The organism is Kitasatospora sp. NPDC101176 (assembly GCF_044768035.1).
In the GTDB taxonomy this organism is placed as follows: domain Bacteria; phylum Actinomycetota; class Actinomycetes; order Streptomycetales; family Streptomycetaceae; genus Kitasatospora.
The window spans coordinates 1-17,014 of sequence record NZ_JBIWPA010000039.1; the positions used below are offsets into that span (position 1 = coordinate 1).

Below are 17,014 nucleotides of genomic sequence, written 5' to 3' on the forward strand. Positions count from 1 at the left end.
TCCGACAGCAGGCCGTCCACGCCCTCCCGGTCGGTGGTGTGGTCGTCCGCGAACCGACGGTCACCCGTCGCGTCCGGCACGTGCTTCACGCAGACGACGATCCTCAAGCTCATGAGCGGTTCTCCTGTCACGGGTGCACTGGATCCATGCCTCAGGTGATGCCGAGGGTACTGAGTGCCAATTCCGGCCCGGCCGCGCCCTGCGCGCCGCAAGCGCCACCTGGACCGGCATGCCGTGTCGGCTCTCTTCGACTGGCGTCAGAGGCTCCACCGAGAGAATACGGCACTCAGTACCCCTGGTAAAGGAACTCAGTACCCTTCCTGGTGGCCGGGCGGCCTGGTCGTGCCGGTACGACTCCCCAGGGCGACGGCCGCCTCGCCGGTGTGGACGCGGAAGGTGAGCGACTCCTGGAGGTAGAGCCGCACCGTGTCGGCGTCGTGCGCGAGGTAGCCGACCGAGACGTCCTGGCCGAGGAAGAGCTCGAAGTCGCCGCCCCGGGTGGAGAGCAGGAAGGCGCCCTCGATGGCCGGGGCCCAGATGATGTCGCCGTCGAGGAGCCGGGCGAGGTGGTTGTGGACGGGGTAGCCGTGGTCGCTCGTCTCGTTGACGGCGGTGAAGGCGTCCGCGCCGAGCAGCAGCGAGTAGGGCCCGCCGACGCCGGCCAGCCGCAGGGCGGTGAGGGCCCGGCTCACCGCCTCGGGGTACTCCCGGACGTCGTCGGGCAGCGGCACCCGGGCGTTGGTCGAGGCGTCCCGGATGCCCTCGATCGCGGCGGCGCGGTAGCCCTCGAAGACGGCGCGGTCCTCGGCCAGCGCGATGGTGCGGGCGGCGTCCTTCACGGGCTGCCAGTCGGAGTCGCGGGCGCCGCGCTCGACGTCGTCGACCGCCTCGCGCCGGACGGTGAAGGGGACGCGCAGCTCGACGACGGGCTGCGCGGCGCGGGCGCGGGCCTCGACGCCGTCGGCGGGCGGCTCGACACCGGTCAGGTGGCCGGTGCCGACGGCGGCGAGGGTGGCGCCCTCGGGGCCGTGCAGGTCGACCACGCGCCGCCCGGCGACGTGCAGCCTGAAGGTCTGGCGGGCCTCCTCCTCGATCTCCGCCCACGCGGCGGCGGAGACGGGGGCGAGGTCGCGGTGCAGGTTGTCCATGGTGCGGGGTCCTTGTCGGGTGGGCCGGCTCAGCAGGTGCCGCGCAGGCTGCCGATGCCGAGCGAGCCGTCCGCGCGGGGCGCGGCCGGGGTGCCCGGCGCCGGCGGTACGGGCGGGGTGCCCGGCGCCGGCGGTGCGGGCGGCGGGGAGTCGAGCAGCGCGGCGGTCGGGACGAAGAACAGCGAGCCGGTGACGGCGGTGGAGAAGTCGAGCAGCCGGTCGGTGGTGCCGGGCGGGTTTCCGACGAACATGTTGCGCAGCATCTCCTCGGTCACCCCGGGGTCGCGCGCGTAGCCGATGAAGTAGGTGCCGAACTCGCCGCCGCGTTCGAAGGAGCCGAAGGCCATGTTGAAGCGGACGATCTTCCGCTCCTCGCCGTCCGGGCCGGTGACGACGGTCAGCGCCACGTGCGAGTCGGCGGGCTTGACCTCGTCGTCCAGCTCGATGTCGGTGAGCTTGGTGCGTCCGACCGCGCCCTCCTGCTCCTCGACGCTCAGCGCGTTCCACGTGTCCAGCCGGTGCAGGTACTTCTGGACGACGACGTAGCTTCCGCCGGCGAACTCCCGGTCCTCCGCACCGACCAGGGCCGCGGTCACGGCGGCCCGTCCCTCGGGGTTCTCGGTGCCGTCCACGAAGCCGAGGAGGTCCCGGTCGTCGAAGTACCGGAAGCCCTGGACCGAGTCGACCACCGTGGCGGCCCCGGCGAGCCGGCCGGTGAGCTGGCCGGCCAGCTCGAAGCAGAGGTCCATCCGTTCGGCCCGCAGGTGCAGCAGGAGGTCCCCGGGGGTGGCCGGGGCCCGGTGCCGGGCGCCGGCCACCTCCTGGAAGGGGTGCAGGGAGGCCGGCCGGGGGCCGGTGAAGAGGCGGTCCCAGAGCCCGGAGCCGATGCCGGTGACGCAGGTCAGACCGCCCTCGGGGGCGCGGAAGCCGACGGCGCGGCGCAGCCCGGCGAGGTCGGGCAGCAGTGCACGGACGGCGTCCTCGCCGCCGGGCTCGACGGTGAGGACCAGGAAGACGGCCGCGCTGGTCAGCGGGGAGAGCACGGCTTGCGGTTCGGCCTGCATGGTCGGCTCGCCCCTCCTCACCGCGCCCGGAGGGCGCCCCGCTCGGCGCGGTGGTCGCCGCGACGCGCCGGGCGGCCGGAGCGGGACGGGGCGCCGGGAGCGGGACGGACCAGCGGAGATCTGATCATGCGTACGATTACACCGCAGAGCGGACGTTTCGGCACGGGAGCGGGCGCCCGAACGGAGCACCGGGCGGCGCGACGGAGGTCCGGCGGGCAGGGCGGCCGCCGCCCCGGACGTGCAGAAGGGGCGGGCGCCCTCGCGCACCCGCCCCTGCCACTGCCCTTGCCACTGCCACGCCGGCGGCTCAGGCCCGCAGCGCCGCCAGCTGCTCGGCGAACGGCACCACCTGGTCCGGCAGGGTCGGCGCCGCCGGGCCGCGGCCGGCCAGCAGCGCGGCCAGCTCGCCCGCCGCCCGGTCGATCCGGCCCGGTAGGCCCTCGGTGAGCCCGTCCCCGCCGGCACCCCAGTCGTCGGTGGCCGCGTAGACGGCGGTCGGCACCACCACCGCCCGCAGGTAGGCGAAGAGCGGCCGGACGGCGTGCTCCAGGGCGAGCGAGTGCCGGGGCGTGCCGCCGGTGGCGGCGATCAGCACCGGCTTGCCGGCGAGCGCGTCGTGGTCGATCACGTCGAAGAAGGACTTGAACAGACCGCTGTAGGAGGCGGTGAAGACCGGCGTCACCGCGATCACGGCGTCCGCCTCCGTCACCGCACCGACCGCAGCCCGCAGCGCCGCACCGGGGAATCCGGTGACCAGGTTGTTGGCGATCTCGACCGCCAGGTCGCGCAGCTCGACCACCGTCACGTCGGCCGCGGCGCCCTCCGGCAGCCCCGCCCGCGCGGCCAGCTGCCGGTCCGTCGATCCGGCGAGCCGGTCGGCCAGCAGTCTGGTCGAGGACGGCTTGCTCAGCCCGGCACTCACCACCACCAGCTTGAACGCGTTCACTCGGCCACCTCCACGGCTTCCTCGTCCCGGGCCGCCACCCGGGCGGCGTGCGTCGGCCCGTCCGGCACCCCGGCCGGGCGGCCCTTGGCGAACTCCTCGCGCAGCACCGGCACGACCTCCTCGCCGAGCAGGTCCAGCTGCTCCAGGACGGTCTTCAGCGGCAGGCCGGCGTGGTCCATCAGGAACAGCTGGCGCTGGTAGTCGCCGAAGGTCTCGCGGAAGGACAGCGTCTTCTCGACGACCTCCTGCGGGCTGCCGACGGTCAGCGGGGTCTGCTCGGTGAACTCCTCCAGCGAGGGCCCGTGCCCGTACACCGGCGCGTTGTCGAAGTACGGACGGAACTCCCGCACCGCGTCCTGCGAGTTGCGGCGCATGAACACCTGGCCGCCGAGGCCGACGTACGCCTGCTCCGGCGTGCCGTGGCCGTAGTGGGCGTAGCGCTCGCGGTAGAGGCCGACCAGCTTCCGGAAGTGCTCCTTGGGCCAGAAGATGTTGTTCGCGAAGAAGCCGTCCCCGTAGTAGGCGGCCTGTTCGGCGATCTCCGGGCTGCGGATCGAGCCGTGCCAGACGAACGGCGGGACGCCGTCCAGCGGGCGCGGGGTGGCGGTGAAGGACTGCAGCGGGGTGCGGAAGCGACCCTCCCAGTCCACCACGTCCTCGCGCCAGAGCTGGTGCAGCAGTGCGTAGTTCTCGATCGCGAGCGGGATGCCCTGGCGGATGTCCTGGCCGAACCACGGGTAGACCGGGCCTGTGTTGCCGCGGCCCATCATGAGGTCCACCCGGCCGTCGGCCAGGTGCTGGAGCATCGCGTAGTCCTCGGCGATCTTCACCGGGTCGTTGGTGGTGATCAGGGTGGTCGAGGTGGAGAGGATGATGCGCTCGGTCTGCGCGGCGACGTAGCCGAGCATCGTCGTCGGCGAGGACGGGACGAACGGCGGGTTGTGGTGCTCGCCCGTCGCGAAGACGTCGAGGCCGACCTCCTCGGCCTTGCGCGCGATGGCCACCATGGCCTTGATCCGCTCGTGCTCGCTCGGGGTGCGTCCGGTGGTCGGGTCGGGGGTGACGTCGCCGACGGTGAAGATTCCGAACTGCATGCTGCTCACCACACTCCAGGTCGGCCCGGGCCTGCGGGCCCGGGCTCCGTGGCCCTCCCGGGCCAGATCGTCAAACTTTCAACCACCTTAGCACCGGGGTGCGCCCCGCTATTCCCACCGGGCGCCCCCGCCCCGGACGCACCGCTCCCCCGCCGGCCGCCGGCCCCGCGGGATCCACAGGACCCGCCCACAATTGAGGGAGGAGCTCCGGAAGGGCGGCGAACCGATGGCGGCGTACATCGCGGTGAGCGCGCTGAGCCACGAGGGCCTGGTGCGGGAACACAACGAGGACAGCCTCACGGTCGGCCCGTGGACGCTCTGCGCCACCGTGACCGGCAACCCGCAGACCCTGCTGTTCCCGCTCGGCCCGCCCTGCGTGGTCGCCGTCGCCGACGGGCTCGGCGGCCACCCCGGCGGGGAGGTCGCCAGCTCCCTGGTCGCCCGCCGGCTGGCCGCCGACGGCGCCGGACTGACCGACGAGGAGGCCGTCCGGGAGGAGCTCCAGGACTGCAACCGCGCGGTCTACGCGGCCGCCGGCGGCGACCCGGGGCTCGCCGCGATGGGCACCACGGTGGCCGGCCTCGTCCTGCTGCCCGACCAGGCCCTGGCCTTCAACGTCGGCGACAGCCGGGTCTACCGGATCACCGCGGCCGGCCTGCACCGGGTGAGCGTGGACGACAGCCCCCCGCTGCCGCCCGGCCGGCGCACCACCTCCGTGGTCACCCAGACCCTGGGCGGCTCGCTCGGACTGACCTTCGTCGAGCCGCACCTGCGCACCGAGCCGCTGGCCACCGGCGACCGCTACCTGGTGTGCAGCGACGGACTGACCGACCCGGTGCCGGAGGAGGAGCTCGCGGACCTGCTGGCCCGCTCCTCGGGCGGCTCGGAGCGCGCCGACGGGAAGGCCGCCTTCGACCTGTGGAAGGCGGCCGTCGAGGCGGGCGGGCCGGACAACATCACCCTGGCGCTGGTCCGGATCGGCGAGTAGGCGCCCCGCGGGGAAACGCACCGCAGGACGGGGAAGCGGACCCGCCCCGGCGGGGCGCCGAAGCGCTCCCGCCGGGGCGGTCACCTGTCCGTGATCGGTCGCTCCGGGGCGCCGTCAGAGTTCGCTCGTGACGCTCACCCCGCCGAAGCCCTGCTGGGCGTAGAGGCTGAAGTAGACGTAGCCGGCCGGCGGATCGGTGACGGTGAGAGTCTCCGCGTTGTCCGGCCCCGCCGAGCGGGTGGCGTAGGCGTTGGTGTACGCCCAGCCGCTCGGGTTGTAGTAGAGGTCGCCGTTGCCGGTGCCGCCGCTGGTGGTGATCCTCACCTGCTTGGTGCCGGCCGGCACCAGCAGGTAGAAGTGCGCGTAGTTGCCGGTGGTGGCCGCGATGTCGCTGCGCGCGCAGTTGGCGTCCAGCTTGCGGACGTCGGTGCCCGCGCACTCCGGCAGCTGCGGCTGGGTGGGCGTGCCGCCGGCGCAGGCGCCGTTGGCGCACCTGGTCAGCCAGGCGTCGAAGTCGGCGTCGTACCGGGTGCCGATGGTGGTCTTGAGCAGGGTCCGGGCTCCGGCCCAGTCGCCCGTGCGGTACTCGGCGAGCACGGCGTCGAGGTCGGAGCGGTGCTGCTCCAGCATGTAGCGGACGGCGAGGTAGCCCCAGCGGTAGACCCGGTCCTGGTCACCGTAGCCGGTGTCGAAGAGGTCGCTCAGCTTGTAGGTGTGCCGGGCGGCCGCCGCGATGGCACCGTCGTTGACGACCTTGCGGTACGCGTAGGACACGTACTCCGCGAAGCCCTCGACCCACCAGACGGTCGGGGTCGACATCCCGGCGTCGAAGTCGCCGTACATGTCGAACCGGCCGTCGAGGAAGTGCGTGTACTCGTGGTTGAGGTTCCAGATCTCGAACGAGGGGCGGGCCCACTCGGCCTCGTAGGCGACGAACCGCGGCTGGTTGCCGGCCTTGGCCGGGTCGCCCTCCAGGTACATGCCGCCGTTGTTGGTGTTGATCGCGTAGATGACGGCGGCCAGCACCTGGTAGTCGAAGGAGGAGTGGAAGACCACGACCTCGATCGTCCGGTTGTTGTCGTCCCGGACCGGGCCGTTGTCGCGCGCGACGGTGTGGAAGAAGGCGTCCTGGCCGGTCAGGCTGGTGCAGGCGGTGCCGAGTTGAGTGGTGTCCAACGCCTGGGCGAGGATCGTGATGCTCGGGCTGCAGGTGTACGAGACCGGCAGGTTGGCGGCCTTGAAGCGGGCCGCGTCGTCGCAGGTGCCGTAGGAGGCGCAGTTGGCGGTGTCGTAGAAGCGGACCGCGAGGGCGACGGCCGCCCGCTGGTAGCGGGTGCGGTCGGCCGGGGAGGACTGCGCGGCCAGCGTCTGCGCCCACGGGCGGATCCTGGGCACGAAGGACTGGTACTGCATGAAGCGGGTCATCTCGGTGACCGCGTTGAAGACCAGGTTGCCGTAGGAGCCGCCGAGCTGGTCGTTGTTGCGCACGGCGAAGGTGTACAGGGCGTCCAGCACGCTCGGGTCGGCCTGTACGGCGGGCAGGAAGTCCGCTTCCTGGTGGCCGCGGAAGAGCGCGGTGAACACCGGGTTCAGCGCGTACGCCATGTTGGCCGGGTTCCAGGTGGCGCTGTCGTAGGCGGCGAGCAGCTGCTTCACGACGGGCAGGTAGCGGGCGCTGTCCTGGGCGCTGTCGATCAGCGTGGTCGCCCGGCCGAGCGGGCCCGAGTTGTCGTAACTGACGTCCCGGGAGTGGGGGTTGGCGAAGAACGCGTCCAGCGCGGAGCGGGTCGCCGTCTTCAGGGCGGCGCCGTACGGGCCCACCACGTCCGCGTTGTAGAACTGCACGAAGTAGCCGGCCTGCAGGTAGTACATCAGCTGCGTGATCGACGAGTCGTTGGTACCCCGGTAGCCGCCGGCGGCGTCGCGCACCGCGTAGGCCACGGTGACCATCTGGGACTCGCGGAAGGCCGCCGCCGCGTCGCCGCGGCCGATCTGGAACAGGCTGCTGATGCAGTCCAGGTCCACGGACTTGATCTGCTGCACGAGGGCGCCACCGGTGCGGCCGGTGAAGTCGCCGACGTTGCAGGCCGCCGCGGCGCCGGCACCGGCCGCGCCGGAGCCGAGGGCCTTGGCGGCGGACCGCCCGGACGCCGCCGGGACCGCCGACTCCAGGGCCAGCGGAGCGGGTTGGCGGGGCGGGAGGGCGCTGCGGCCGTCCGCCGCCTCCGCGGCGGCCTGCGCCGGGGAGGCGCCGATGGCGGGCGGCGGGGCCGGCGCGGTCGGCGCGGGACGGGTCGCGGTGGCGTCGCCGGGGCTCGGGGCGGCGGCGGGGGCGGCCTGGCTGCGCGGGGCGAACAGACCGACCGTCAGGAGCAGGGTCAGGACGAGCGTCAACAGTCTTGCCAGCTGCGGGAGTCGCAACGGGCGTGGGGTACTCACGTGGGGGCCTCCGGGCCGTCTTCGGCCGCGCTGGGGGTGCGGCCGGTGTGGGGGCGAGGACCGTTGGCGGCGGCTCCGCGTGGGGGCGGCTCCGCCGTGCACACGGTGGGGAGTGTGACATGTACCATGGCACACATCACATGACGTTGAACAGCCCCTGAGCCGAGATCGGTTCGAACGGGAACGGAACGGCGACGAGGCCGTGGTGACGGTTCGTCACCACGGCCTCGTCGCGGACCCTCCGGGCGCTACGGGTCCACGGACCCGCTCCGCCCCGCCGGCGGTCCGGGGCGCTACTTGCGCAGCAGCAGGATTGCGCCGGCCGTCACCAGGCCGACCAGGACGGCGGCCGCCCCGTAGGCCAGCCGGTGCGCGCGCAGCACCGGCAGGAAGCGGTCCACGGCGTACCGGCCCGGGCCGGTCAGCGCGAGCGCCGCGGCACCCGCGGTCAGCAGCAGCTCGTACTCGCTGCCCTTCGGGGCGAAGAAGCCGCCGCCCCAGGTGACGGCGATCGCGTTGACCATCGTCCCGACGATCGCGGCACCCGCCAGCGGCGTCAACAGGCCGACGGCGAGCGCGAGTCCGCCGAGCGTCTCGGTGAGGCCGGCGACCACGGCCATGGTGTCGCCCGCCGGGTAGCCGCTCATGGTGAAGAACTGACCGGTGCCGTCGATCCCCCCGCCGCCGAACCAGCCGAACAGCTTCTGGCTGCCGTGCGCGGCCATGGTCAGGCCGAGGACCAGGCGCAGGAGCAGGAGTCCGGCGTCGTAGGCGTGCGGCGAGGTCGTCGCGGGACCGGGGGTCGCCAGGCCCGGGCGGACGGTGGTGGTGGGGGCGGTCGTGCTCGGGCTGCTGCTCGGCATGCGCGTCTCCATCGATCGGGGTCGGTCGTAGGGGTGTGGTGGTGCGGCACGGGCGGGGCCGTCGCCCCGCAGCTGTTGTTCAAATTTGAACCGGCCGCTCCTCGACCGTACCTTGGAGTTCGAATTTGAACAACTGACGGTCCGTGAGCGACTCGCGGGCCGGACCCCGCCCGGGGCAGGGTGGAGACATGGCCCAACGCAGGCACCACCGACCGGCCGCGGACCCCGGCACGCCGTACGCCCAGGCCCTCGCCGCCTTCGACGAACGCGTCCGCCTGATCGCCCCCGACCAGTGGGGCGCCCCCACCCCGTGCGCCGACTGGTCCGTCCGCGACCTCGTCAACCACCTCACCGGCGAACAGCTCTGGACCCCCGAACTCCTGATGGGCGCCACCGTCTCCGAGGTCGGCGGGCGCTTCGACGGCGACGTCCTCGGCAGTGACCCCGTCGCCGCCTGGGCCGGTGCCGCCGCGGCCGCCCGGGAGGCCTTCGCCGTCCCCGGCGCCACCGGGCTCACCGTCCACCTGTCCTTCGGCGACGTCTCCGGCCAGTACTACCTCGACCAGCTCACGACCGACCTCGCCATCCACGCCTGGGACCTCGCCGCCGGCATCGGTCGGCGCACCCGGCTCCCGGCGGAACTCGTCGACTTCGCCCTCGGCGAGATCACCGGTTACGGGGACCTCTCCGGCAGCGGCCTCTTCGACCCGCCCCTGCCCGCCCCCGACGACGCGGGCCCGCAGACCCGGCTGCTCGCCCTCACCGGGCGACGCGACCACCCCTGACCTGCGGCGACACCCCCGCCCCCGCCCCGTCCGCGCCGCCCGGGGGAGGATCCGGCGGCCGACGCCGGATACTGGAGGGAGCGGGGGAAGGTTTCCGTTCGAGAGGCGGGCGCGCCATGAGCCGCAGGCCGGACATCCTCGGCGAGTTCACCGCCGACCACCGGGCGGTCACCGAGCTGCTCGACCGGGTCGAGGCCGCACCCGCGGGCGCCGCCGAACGCGCCGACCTGCTGACCCGCCTCACCGACCTGCTGTTCACCCACTGCGCGGCCGAGGAGGAGCACCTCTTCCCCGTCGTGCAGCACGACGTGCCCGAGGGCGGGGCGCTGGTGTTCAGCAGCATCCACGACCACCTCGCGATCGGGCAGTACCTCTCCGACCTGCAGGGCCTGCCCGCCGACGACCCCGGCTTCGACCCCCTGCTGCGCGGACTGGCCGACACCCTCCGCCGGCACCTGGCCGGCGAGGAGAAGCAGCTCTTCCCCGCCGCCCGCAAGGCCCTGCCCGCCGCCGCGCGCGCGGCCCTCGGGGACCGACTGCGGGCCGAACGCGCGGAGCCCGCCCAGGGCCCCACGGACGCCGGGAACGGTACGGGCGGTGCGGACGCCGGGAACGGTACGGGCGCCGACCCGGCCGGAGAGGCCGCCGGGGCGGCCCCGTGACCGTCAGCCCTTCGGGCTGATCACCGCGAACCGGCCGCCCTCGCGGTCCCGCAGCCGGGCCACCCGCCCGTACGGAGAGTCGAAGGCCGGGCCCAGCGCCGAGCCGCCCAGCTCCTCGGCCCGGGCCACCGCCCGGTCGGTGTCCGGGACGGCGAAGAACACCTCCCAGTGCGGCGGCAGCCCCGCGGGGCCGTCCGTCTGCTCCTTGGCCAGCGCCGCGACGCTGTGCCCCTCCGTCCGCAACACCACCCGGTCGTGCTCCCAGCGGACCTCGAAGCGCTCCGGGTCGCGGCCGTCCCAGCGGAACACCTCGCCGTAGAACAGCGCCGCCGCGAACGGGTCCGGCGTGCGCAGCTCGATCCAGACCGGCGCGCCCGGCAGGTCCAGCCGCCGGGCCCGGCCCGGCGGGCCCTCCCAGATGCCGAACACCGCCCCGGCCGGGTCCGCGGCGAAGGCCACCCGCCCGGCGTCGAAGGCCAGCGGGCCCACCGCGAGGGTCGCCCCGCGCTCACGCACCGCGTCGGCGGCGGCGTCCGCGCTCTCGGTGCCGAAGTAGCTGGTCCACGACACCGGGATGTCCCAGCCGGCGCCCGTGACCCCCAGCCCGGCGACCGCCTCCCCGCCGGTCACCGCGTGCACGTAGGGGCCGAACCGGTCCGGGCCCGGCTCGAACTCCCAGCCGAGCAGGGGACCGTAGAACTCCTTGGCCCCTTCCAGGTCCCGGGCCATCAGGCTCACCCAGCACGGAACGGCCGCCACGCAGCGCACCCTGGCGGTCTCACCGCTGCCCATCCCGGACCTCCTCGCCACCCGGCCGCCGGGCCCCTCCCGACTCCCACGGCCCACCGGCCGCCCGGGACGCCCTCAGCCTAGGCCGCGCGGCCGAGCGCCCCCGGGAAGGCATGGCCGGGTTCAGCGGACCCAGTTCTTCAGCGGCTCGGTGTCCAGCACGATCCCCACCGGCTCGGGCAGCCGGACGGTCTTGCCGAACGGAACCGTGTGGGCGGTCTCGTAGCGCACGCCGTCAGGCTGGCTGTAGACGGCCACCTCCGCGGAGTCCCGGTCGATCAGCAGGTAGACCGGGACACCGGACTCGCCGTAGGCACGGGGCTTCTCTACACGGTCGCGCCGATCGGTGTCGGAATCGTAGGAGGTGACCTCGACGACCATCAGTACGGCGCCGGTCCCGGCCCACTCCCCCTCGCCGACGAACGCGTCCTCATGAGCCAGCGTGCCGTCCGGCCGGGCGTATCCACCGCGGTAGCCCTGGATCCTCAACCCCTGGTCATGCAGGTAGAGCTCCGGCCGGGCCTGGATGCAGATCCGCAACAACCACTGGATGATCCGGCCGTGACCACCGCCCGGCACGGGCTTGACCCCCAGCTTCCCGTTGATGAACTCCAGCCGGATGCGTTCGAGGGTCCGGGCCGCACCCCGAGCGAGCTCCTCGAAGTCCTCCGGCAGCATCTGCGGGCGGTCGAAGATCGCGGTCACGGGCTTTCCTCCTTCGCCCCGGCATCCCCTGGATCAACGAGCACACCGGCGAGTGGTTACGGGCCGTCCAGAGTCCGACGATAGTGGACGGCCGCCCGCCCGCGGCCCGGGCGGCGCGAGTGACGGACACGCCGGGAAGATGTGACGCAGGTCACACTCGAAGCCGAAATTTCCGGGGAGGGAATCCCCGTTTGCATCTTCGTAGGCACAAGCGGGGAGAACTTCCCCGGTATCCTGGAGGAGCAGTCGCCGTGACCACCGCAGCCACCGAGCCGGTCCGTCCCGTGGAGACCGTTCGCGCGCCCAAGCTGCGCGCCGACGCGACCCGCAACCGGGAACGGATCGTCCTGGCTGCCCGCGACGCCTTCGTCGAACACGGTGCGGACGTGCCGCTGGACGAGATCGCGAAGCGGGCCGGGGTGGGCAACGCCACGCTGTACCGTAACTTCCCCGACCGCAGGGCGCTGATCCGCGAGGTGGCGCTGCTGGTCAAGAACCGCGTCCTGGCCATCGCCGAAACGGCGGCGGCGGACGCGGACGCCCCGGGTGGCGGGGGCCCGTTCGACGCTCTGCAGCGGTTCGCGCACGCGACCGTCGCGGAGAAGGTCGGCGCGCTCTGCCCGGTGTTCACCAGCCACGTGGACCCGTACGACCCGGACCTCACCGAGGCCCGTGAGCGCCTGACGGCCGCCGTGAGCGGCCTGATGGAGCGCGCGCGGGCGGCGGGCGAGCTGCGGCCGGACGCCGAACACGGTGACCTGGTCATCGCGATGAGCCAGCTGACCCGGCCGCTGCCGGGGACGTCCTGCCAGCTGCTCGACGACTTCGTCCACCGGCACCTGCAGCTGTTCCTGGACGGCCTGCGCGCGCCGGCCCGTTCGGTCCTCCCGGGCCGGGCGGCGACCTTCGAGGACTTCCGACCCCCACTGACCGACCACCGGTAGCACCACCGACCGACCCGACCTCCCGCGCCGTCCGGACCGGACCGCCGGGACCGCCCCGGCACGCCCGGGCCCCGACCGACCGCACCCGACCGACCGTCCGGCCGCGACCGCCCCGCGAGGCGGCGAGCCGCACGGTGACCCGACCGTTCCCGCACGCCACGCACCGTGAAGTGAGTACCCCCATGCCTGGAACCGACGCCCGACCGGCGACGCTGCCCGATCCCCGGCGCTGGAAGGCGCTGATATTCATCGGCCTCGCCCAGCTGATGGTCGTCCTCGACGCCACCATCGTGAACATCGCCCTTCCGTCCGCCCAGCGCGACCTGGGCATCTCCGACGGCAACCGCCAGTGGGTGATCACCGCCTACGCGCTGGCCTTCGGCGGCCTACTGCTGTTCGGCGGCCGGATCGCGGACCTCTGGGGCCGCAAGCGGACCTTCATCGTCGGCCTGACCGGCTTCGCGGTGGCCTCCGCGCTCGGCGGCTTCGCGGCCAACACCGCGATGCTGCTCGGCGCACGCGCCCTGCAGGGCGTGTTCGGCGCGCTGCTCGCGCCGGCCGCGCTGTCGCTGCTCGCGGTGACCTTCACCGAGGCGAAGGAGCGCGCGAAGGCCTTCGGCATCTACGGGGCGATCGCCGGTGGCGGTGGCGCCATCGGCCTGATCCTCGGCGGCCTGCTGACCGAGTACATGAACTGGCGCTGGACCTTCTTCGTCAACATCCCGTTCGCCATCGTGGCCGCCGCCGGCGCCGTCATGGTGATCCGCGAGCCCGCCGAGGGCCGCAACCGCAACCGTCTGGACGTCCCCGGCGTCCTGCTGGTGACCACCGGCCTGGTCTCCCTGGTGTACGGCTTCACCCGCGCCGAGTCCAGCGGCTGGACGGCCGGCAGCACGCTGGCGCTGTTCGTCGCGGCCGCGGTGCTGCTGACCGCGTTCGTGCTGGTGGAGCGGAAGGTCAAGGCCCCGCTGCTGCCGCTGCGCGTGGTGCTGAACCGCAACCGCGGCGGCGTGTACCTGTCGCTGGGCCTGGCCGTGATCGGCATGTTCGGCCTGTTCCTGTTCCTGACCTACTACCTGCAGATCGTGCTGGGCTACAGCCCGGTGCTGACCGGCGTGGCGTTCCTGCCGATGGTGGCGGGCATGATCACCGGCTCGACCCAGATCGGCGCCCGGCTGATGACCCGCGTCCCGGCGCGCTACCTGATGGCGCCCGGCTTCCTGGTCGCCTCGATGGGCATGCTGCTGCTGACCAACATCGGCCTGGACACCTCCTACCCGGTGCTGATCCTGCCCGGACTGGTCCTGATGGGCCTCGGCATGGGCACCGCGTTCATGCCGGCGATGAGCCTGGCCACCTACGGGGTCCAGCCGCGGGACGCGGGCGTGGCCTCCGCGATGGTCAACACTTCGCAGCAGGTCGGCGGCGCCATCGGCACCGCGCTGCTGAACACCATCGCGGCCAGCGCCACCACCAGCTGGCTGGCCGCCCACGCCGGCGCCGCGGCCGCCTCGCCGCAGGCCGCCAAGGCCGTGCAGTTCGGCGGCATGGTGCACGGCTTCACGACCGCGATCTGGGTGTCCTTCGGGATCCTGGTGGCGGCCGCCGCGATCGCCTTCACCTTCGTCAACGCGGGCCGGCCGTCGCTGGCCCAGGAGTCGGGCGCCGGTGCGGCGAAGGCCGACGAGGTGCCGGTGCTGGTGCACTGACGCCTGCGGGTCCACTCGGGTGCGTACGCGGCCCGTCCGGTGTCTCCACGACACCGGGCGGGCCGCTCGTTGTTTCCGGGTTCCGGGCGCGTGCGGCCCGCACGCAGCGCCGGGCCGGCCGTCCGGCCCCGGGCGGTCCGACCACCGGGCGGTCCGGGACACCCCCGGGGTGGAAACGGGGATCACTCCCCGATTATGGTGGCCCCAGCGTGAAACGGGGAACTATCCCCGTTTCCATCGGACTGAGGTGCGTGCACATGACCCGGAATCAGGCCCCAGGGCGGGGGCGACGGGCCGCCGACTGGGCGGACGGCAGGCTGGGGATCCACACCCTGGCCAGGGCGAACCTGCGCAAGGTCTTCCCGGACCACTGGTCCTTCATGCTGGGCGAGATCTGCCTGTACACCTTCCTGATCATCATCCTGACCGGTGTCTGGCTGACCCTGTTCTTCAAGCCGAGCATGGCCGAGGTGGTCTACCACGGCTCGTACGTCCCGCTGAAGGGCGTGCCGATGTCCGAGGCCTACGCCTCCACGGTCGACATCGGCTTCGAGGTCCGCGGCGGCCTGCTGATCCGGCAGATCCACCACTGGGCCGCGGTGGTCTTCGTGGCGGCCATGTTCGTCCACATGATGCGGGTGTTCTTCACCGGCGCGTTCCGCAAGCCGCGCGAGGTCAACTGGCTCTTCGGCTTCCTGCTGCTCTTCCTCGGCATGCTGGACGGCTTCCTCGGCTACTCGCTCCCCGACGACCTGCTCTCCGGCACCGGCATCCGGTTCATCGAGGGCGTGCTGCTGGCCGTACCGCTGGTCGGCAGCTACCTGCAGATGTTCCTGTTCGGCGGCGAGTTCCCCGGGCACGACGTCGTCCCGCGGTTCTTCTCCGTCCACGTGCTGCTCGTCCCCGGCGTCATGGTCGCGCTGCTGGTCGCCCACCTGATCCTGGTCTTCCACCACAAGCACACCCAGTGGGCGGGGCCCGGCCGGACGGAGCGCAACGTCGTCGGCATGCCGCTGATGCCCGTCTACCTGGCCAAGGCGGGCGGGTTCTTCTTCCTGGTCTTCGGCGTCATCGCCCTGGTGTCGGCCGTCGCCACCATCAACCCGATCTGGGCGTACGGACCGTACCGGCCGGACCAGGTCTCCACCGACGCCCAGCCGGACTGGTACATGGGCTTCGCCGAGGGCCTGATCCGGGTGATGCCCGGGTGGGAGGTCGGGCTCGCGGGCCACACCCTCAACCTGGGCGTGCTGATCCCCTTCGCCCTCTTCCCGGTCGTCCTGGGCGCCGTCGCGGCCTACCCGTTCGTCGAGGCCTGGCTCACCCCCGACGGGCGGGAGCGCCACCTGCTGGACCGGCCGCGCGACGCCCCCGTCCGCACCGCGCTCGGCGCCGCCTGGATCAGCCTGTACCTGGTGATGCTGGCCGGCGGCGGCAACGACCTGATCGCCACCCATCTGCACCTGTCGCTGAACGCCATCACGTACGCCGTGCGGATCGGCGCCCTCGCCGTCCCGGTGGCCGTCTTCGTGATCACCAAGCGCTGGTGCCTCGGCCTGCAGCGGCGCGACCGGGACAAGGTGCTGCACGGGCGCGAGACCGGCGTCGTCCGGCGTCTGCCGCACGGCGAGTACACCGAGGTGCACGCCCCGCTCGCGCCCGCCGAACTGCACCGGCTCACGGCACCCGAGCGGCCGCGCCCCCTCGAACTACCGGCCCGGGTCGACGAGAATGGTGTCGCCCGCCCCGCGGGTGCGCTCACCCGCGTCCGCGCGAGGCTGTCCCGCGGGCTGCACGGCGAGCACGCCCGGATCGCCGGCCCCATCGCCGAGGAGTACCGCGGGATCACCCGGGGCCACGGTCACTGACCGGGCCCGGCCCCCACGCCAGAGGGAGGACGTCGTGCACCACCGGACCGACCAGCTCGCCGACAGCAAGTACCTCCGGCTCACCACCTTCGGCGAGGACGGCAGCCGCCGGGACTCGCAGACCTGGGTCGTGGCCGACGGCACCGCGCTCGGCATCTGGACCCCCGCGCACTCCGGCGAGGCCGAACGGATCCGGCACCACCCCCGGGTGCTGGTCGGCCCCTGCGACGCCCACGGCCGCCCGACCGGGCGCAGCGTCCCGGCCCGGGCCCGGCTCTGCGACGAGGACGCGACCGCCCGCTACCGCACCGAGCTGATCAACAAGTACGGCCTGACGGCGGTGCTCGCGCTGGCCCGCAGCAGGTTCCGGGTCGGGCTGGCAGGAACGGTCGGCATCCGCATCACGCTCAACGAGGTGGAGCGCCGGCTGGTCGGGCCGGAGTGGGAGCCGCCGACGGGCTACTGCGTCAACTGAGGCGCGTCCGCCGTCCGCAGCGGGCGCGCCAAGGCCCTCACCCGACCCCCTCCTCCGGCGCCTTCGCCAGGTCGGCGGCCTCGCAGGCCTCCTGGCCCGTCCCCGCGTGCACGACCTTGACCGCCCGGCCGGGGCCGCCGGGCACGACCCGCTGCTCGTGCCCGCAGCGCGGACAGATCAGCGGGATGCGCGTGTGGTACGGCTCGCCGGTGTGGTCGCCCTCCGGGTGCCGGCTCACGTCAGCGGGTGGGTCGGGACGGGGCTGACCTCCTGGATCTCGCCGTGGGCCTTGGTGAGGAGCTGCGAGGCCAGGTCGTTGAGCGCCCGCGCCCCCGCGATCTCCTCGCCGACCCGCAGCTGCTCCGGGTCCGAGGGGTGGCGGCTGCTGTAGCCGTGGGCCCGTAGTTCACTTCCGTCGCGGAGCCGGAGCATGGCGGCGGCGGTCGTCCGCGCACCGTCCTCGCGGAACTCCATCTCGATGTGCCAACCGACCAGAGTCTGCATGGCGGATCACCTCCATCGGTTACTCCTCCAG

At 73.3% G+C, this 17,014-nt stretch carries 17 protein-coding genes and 1 pseudogene; 7 read left to right on the top strand and 11 right to left on the bottom strand.

The window, feature by feature from the left end; translation table 11 throughout:
• The 5 genes and pseudogenes from ACIRS1_RS34185 to ACIRS1_RS34205 form a co-directional block, all read right to left on the bottom strand.
• Positions 1–113, bottom strand: a pseudogene (locus ACIRS1_RS34185) (electron transfer flavoprotein subunit beta); the annotation flags it as partial.
• A gap of 195 nt (positions 114–308) precedes the next feature.
• The gene (locus ACIRS1_RS34190; protein ID WP_402846103.1) at positions 309–1,148 is read right to left on the bottom strand and encodes a family 1 encapsulin nanocompartment shell protein; all 840 of its coding nucleotides are present in this window, start codon (positions 1,146–1,148) and stop codon (positions 309–311) included.
• A 29-nt stretch (positions 1,149–1,177) separates the two neighbouring features.
• Positions 1,178–2,212, bottom strand: a complete 1,035-nt coding sequence (locus ACIRS1_RS34195; protein WP_402846105.1) for a Dyp-type peroxidase — start codon at positions 2,210–2,212, stop codon at positions 1,178–1,180.
• Positions 2,213–2,519: 307 nt separating this feature from the next.
• A complete protein-coding gene (locus ACIRS1_RS34200; protein WP_360214253.1) occupies positions 2,520–3,158 on the bottom strand; it encodes an FMN reductase in 639 nt (212 codons plus the stop codon).
• Positions 3,155–4,252 (bottom strand): LLM class flavin-dependent oxidoreductase, encoded by a 1,098-nt coding sequence (locus ACIRS1_RS34205; protein WP_360214251.1) that lies wholly within the window; start codon positions 4,250–4,252, stop codon positions 3,155–3,157. The genes ACIRS1_RS34200 and ACIRS1_RS34205 overlap by 4 nt, the downstream gene beginning before the upstream one ends.
• A gap of 226 nt (positions 4,253–4,478) precedes the next feature.
• Between ACIRS1_RS34205 and ACIRS1_RS34210 the strand changes: the two genes are divergently transcribed.
• Positions 4,479–5,240 (top strand): PP2C family protein-serine/threonine phosphatase, encoded by a 762-nt coding sequence (locus ACIRS1_RS34210; RefSeq protein WP_402846211.1) that lies wholly within the window; start codon positions 4,479–4,481, stop codon positions 5,238–5,240.
• Positions 5,241–5,354: 114 nt separating this feature from the next.
• Here the strand turns inward: ACIRS1_RS34210 and ACIRS1_RS34215 are convergent, their stop codons facing one another.
• A complete protein-coding gene (locus ACIRS1_RS34215; RefSeq protein WP_402846107.1) occupies positions 5,355–7,679 on the bottom strand; it encodes a M9 family metallopeptidase in 2,325 nt (774 codons plus the stop codon).
• A 293-nt stretch (positions 7,680–7,972) separates the two neighbouring features.
• Entirely contained in the window at positions 7,973–8,542 is a 570-nt protein-coding gene (locus ACIRS1_RS34220; RefSeq protein ID WP_402846109.1) for a DoxX family protein, read from the bottom strand.
• Positions 8,543–8,730: 188 nt separating this feature from the next.
• Here ACIRS1_RS34220 and ACIRS1_RS34225 point away from each other — a divergent pair, with 188 nt between their 5' ends.
• Both ACIRS1_RS34225 and ACIRS1_RS34230 read left to right on the top strand, forming a co-directional pair.
• The gene (locus tag ACIRS1_RS34225; protein WP_402846111.1) at positions 8,731–9,327 is read left to right on the top strand and encodes a TIGR03086 family metal-binding protein; all 597 of its coding nucleotides are present in this window, start codon (positions 8,731–8,733) and stop codon (positions 9,325–9,327) included.
• A 116-nt stretch (positions 9,328–9,443) separates the two neighbouring features.
• Positions 9,444–9,989 (top strand): hemerythrin domain-containing protein, encoded by a 546-nt coding sequence (locus ACIRS1_RS34230; RefSeq protein WP_402846113.1) that lies wholly within the window; start codon positions 9,444–9,446, stop codon positions 9,987–9,989.
• A gap of 3 nt (positions 9,990–9,992) precedes the next feature.
• Here the strand turns inward: ACIRS1_RS34230 and ACIRS1_RS34235 are convergent, their stop codons facing one another.
• Together ACIRS1_RS34235 and ACIRS1_RS34240 are read right to left on the bottom strand one after the other, a co-directional pair.
• Complete coding sequence (locus ACIRS1_RS34235; protein WP_387904980.1) at positions 9,993–10,781, bottom strand: VOC family protein; 789 nt, start codon at positions 10,779–10,781, stop codon at positions 9,993–9,995.
• Between the two features lie 120 nt (positions 10,782–10,901).
• The gene (locus tag ACIRS1_RS34240) at positions 10,902–11,483 is read right to left on the bottom strand and encodes a Uma2 family endonuclease (RefSeq protein ID WP_402846115.1); all 582 of its coding nucleotides are present in this window, start codon (positions 11,481–11,483) and stop codon (positions 10,902–10,904) included.
• Positions 11,484–11,734: 251 nt separating this feature from the next.
• On the opposite strand from ACIRS1_RS34240, the gene ACIRS1_RS34245 reads away from it, so the two are divergent.
• From ACIRS1_RS34245 to ACIRS1_RS34260, 4 genes are all read left to right on the top strand, one after another.
• Positions 11,735–12,427: a TetR/AcrR family transcriptional regulator gene (locus tag ACIRS1_RS34245; protein ID WP_360214231.1), complete on the top strand. Its 693-nt coding sequence runs from the start codon at positions 11,735–11,737 to the stop codon at positions 12,425–12,427.
• Positions 12,428–12,609: 182 nt separating this feature from the next.
• Positions 12,610–14,136 carry an MFS transporter gene (locus ACIRS1_RS34250; protein WP_360214229.1) on the top strand — a complete coding sequence of 509 codons (1,527 nt, stop codon included), beginning with the start codon at positions 12,610–12,612 and terminating at the stop codon, positions 14,134–14,136.
• 257 nt (positions 14,137–14,393) lie between these two features.
• Complete coding sequence (locus ACIRS1_RS34255) at positions 14,394–16,004, top strand: cytochrome bc complex cytochrome b subunit (RefSeq protein ID WP_402846118.1); 1,611 nt, start codon at positions 14,394–14,396, stop codon at positions 16,002–16,004.
• Positions 16,005–16,038: 34 nt separating this feature from the next.
• Complete coding sequence (locus ACIRS1_RS34260) at positions 16,039–16,479, top strand: PPOX class F420-dependent oxidoreductase (RefSeq protein ID WP_360214225.1); 441 nt, start codon at positions 16,039–16,041, stop codon at positions 16,477–16,479.
• A 37-nt stretch (positions 16,480–16,516) separates the two neighbouring features.
• Here the strand turns inward: ACIRS1_RS34260 and ACIRS1_RS34265 are convergent, their stop codons facing one another.
• Both ACIRS1_RS34265 and ACIRS1_RS34270 read right to left on the bottom strand, forming a co-directional pair.
• Positions 16,517–16,717, bottom strand: coding sequence for a hypothetical protein (locus tag ACIRS1_RS34265; RefSeq protein ID WP_402846120.1), 201 nt, complete (start codon positions 16,715–16,717; stop codon positions 16,517–16,519).
• Complete coding sequence (locus ACIRS1_RS34270) at positions 16,714–16,983, bottom strand: DUF1876 domain-containing protein (protein ID WP_360214220.1); 270 nt, start codon at positions 16,981–16,983, stop codon at positions 16,714–16,716. The genes ACIRS1_RS34265 and ACIRS1_RS34270 overlap by 4 nt, the downstream gene beginning before the upstream one ends.
• Positions 16,984–17,014 lie beyond the last annotated feature (31 nt).

Excerpts from the sequence above, each read along its gene's own strand:
- ACIRS1_RS34250 (WP_360214229.1), top strand. The coding sequence starts at position 12,610 with ATGCCTGGAACCGACGCCCGACCGGCGACGCTGCCCGATCCCCGGCGC.
- ACIRS1_RS34225 (WP_402846111.1), top strand. The coding sequence starts at position 8,731 with ATGGCCCAACGCAGGCACCACCGACCGGCCGCGGACCCCGGCACGCCG.
- ACIRS1_RS34220 (WP_402846109.1), bottom strand. The coding sequence starts at position 8,542 with ATGCCGAGCAGCAGCCCGAGCACGACCGCCCCCACCACCACCGTCCGC.
- ACIRS1_RS34195 (WP_402846105.1), bottom strand. The coding sequence starts at position 2,212 with ATGCAGGCCGAACCGCAAGCCGTGCTCTCCCCGCTGACCAGCGCGGCC.
- ACIRS1_RS34210 (WP_402846211.1), top strand. The coding sequence starts at position 4,479 with ATGGCGGCGTACATCGCGGTGAGCGCGCTGAGCCACGAGGGCCTGGTG.
- ACIRS1_RS34235 (WP_387904980.1), bottom strand. The coding sequence starts at position 10,781 with ATGGGCAGCGGTGAGACCGCCAGGGTGCGCTGCGTGGCGGCCGTTCCG.
- ACIRS1_RS34205 (WP_360214251.1), bottom strand. The coding sequence starts at position 4,252 with ATGCAGTTCGGAATCTTCACCGTCGGCGACGTCACCCCCGACCCGACC.
- ACIRS1_RS34270 (WP_360214220.1), bottom strand. The coding sequence starts at position 16,983 with ATGCAGACTCTGGTCGGTTGGCACATCGAGATGGAGTTCCGCGAGGAC.
- ACIRS1_RS34190 (WP_402846103.1), bottom strand. The coding sequence starts at position 1,148 with ATGGACAACCTGCACCGCGACCTCGCCCCCGTCTCCGCCGCCGCGTGG.
- ACIRS1_RS34255 (WP_402846118.1), top strand. The coding sequence starts at position 14,394 with ATGACCCGGAATCAGGCCCCAGGGCGGGGGCGACGGGCCGCCGACTGG.
- ACIRS1_RS34230 (WP_402846113.1), top strand. The coding sequence starts at position 9,444 with ATGAGCCGCAGGCCGGACATCCTCGGCGAGTTCACCGCCGACCACCGG.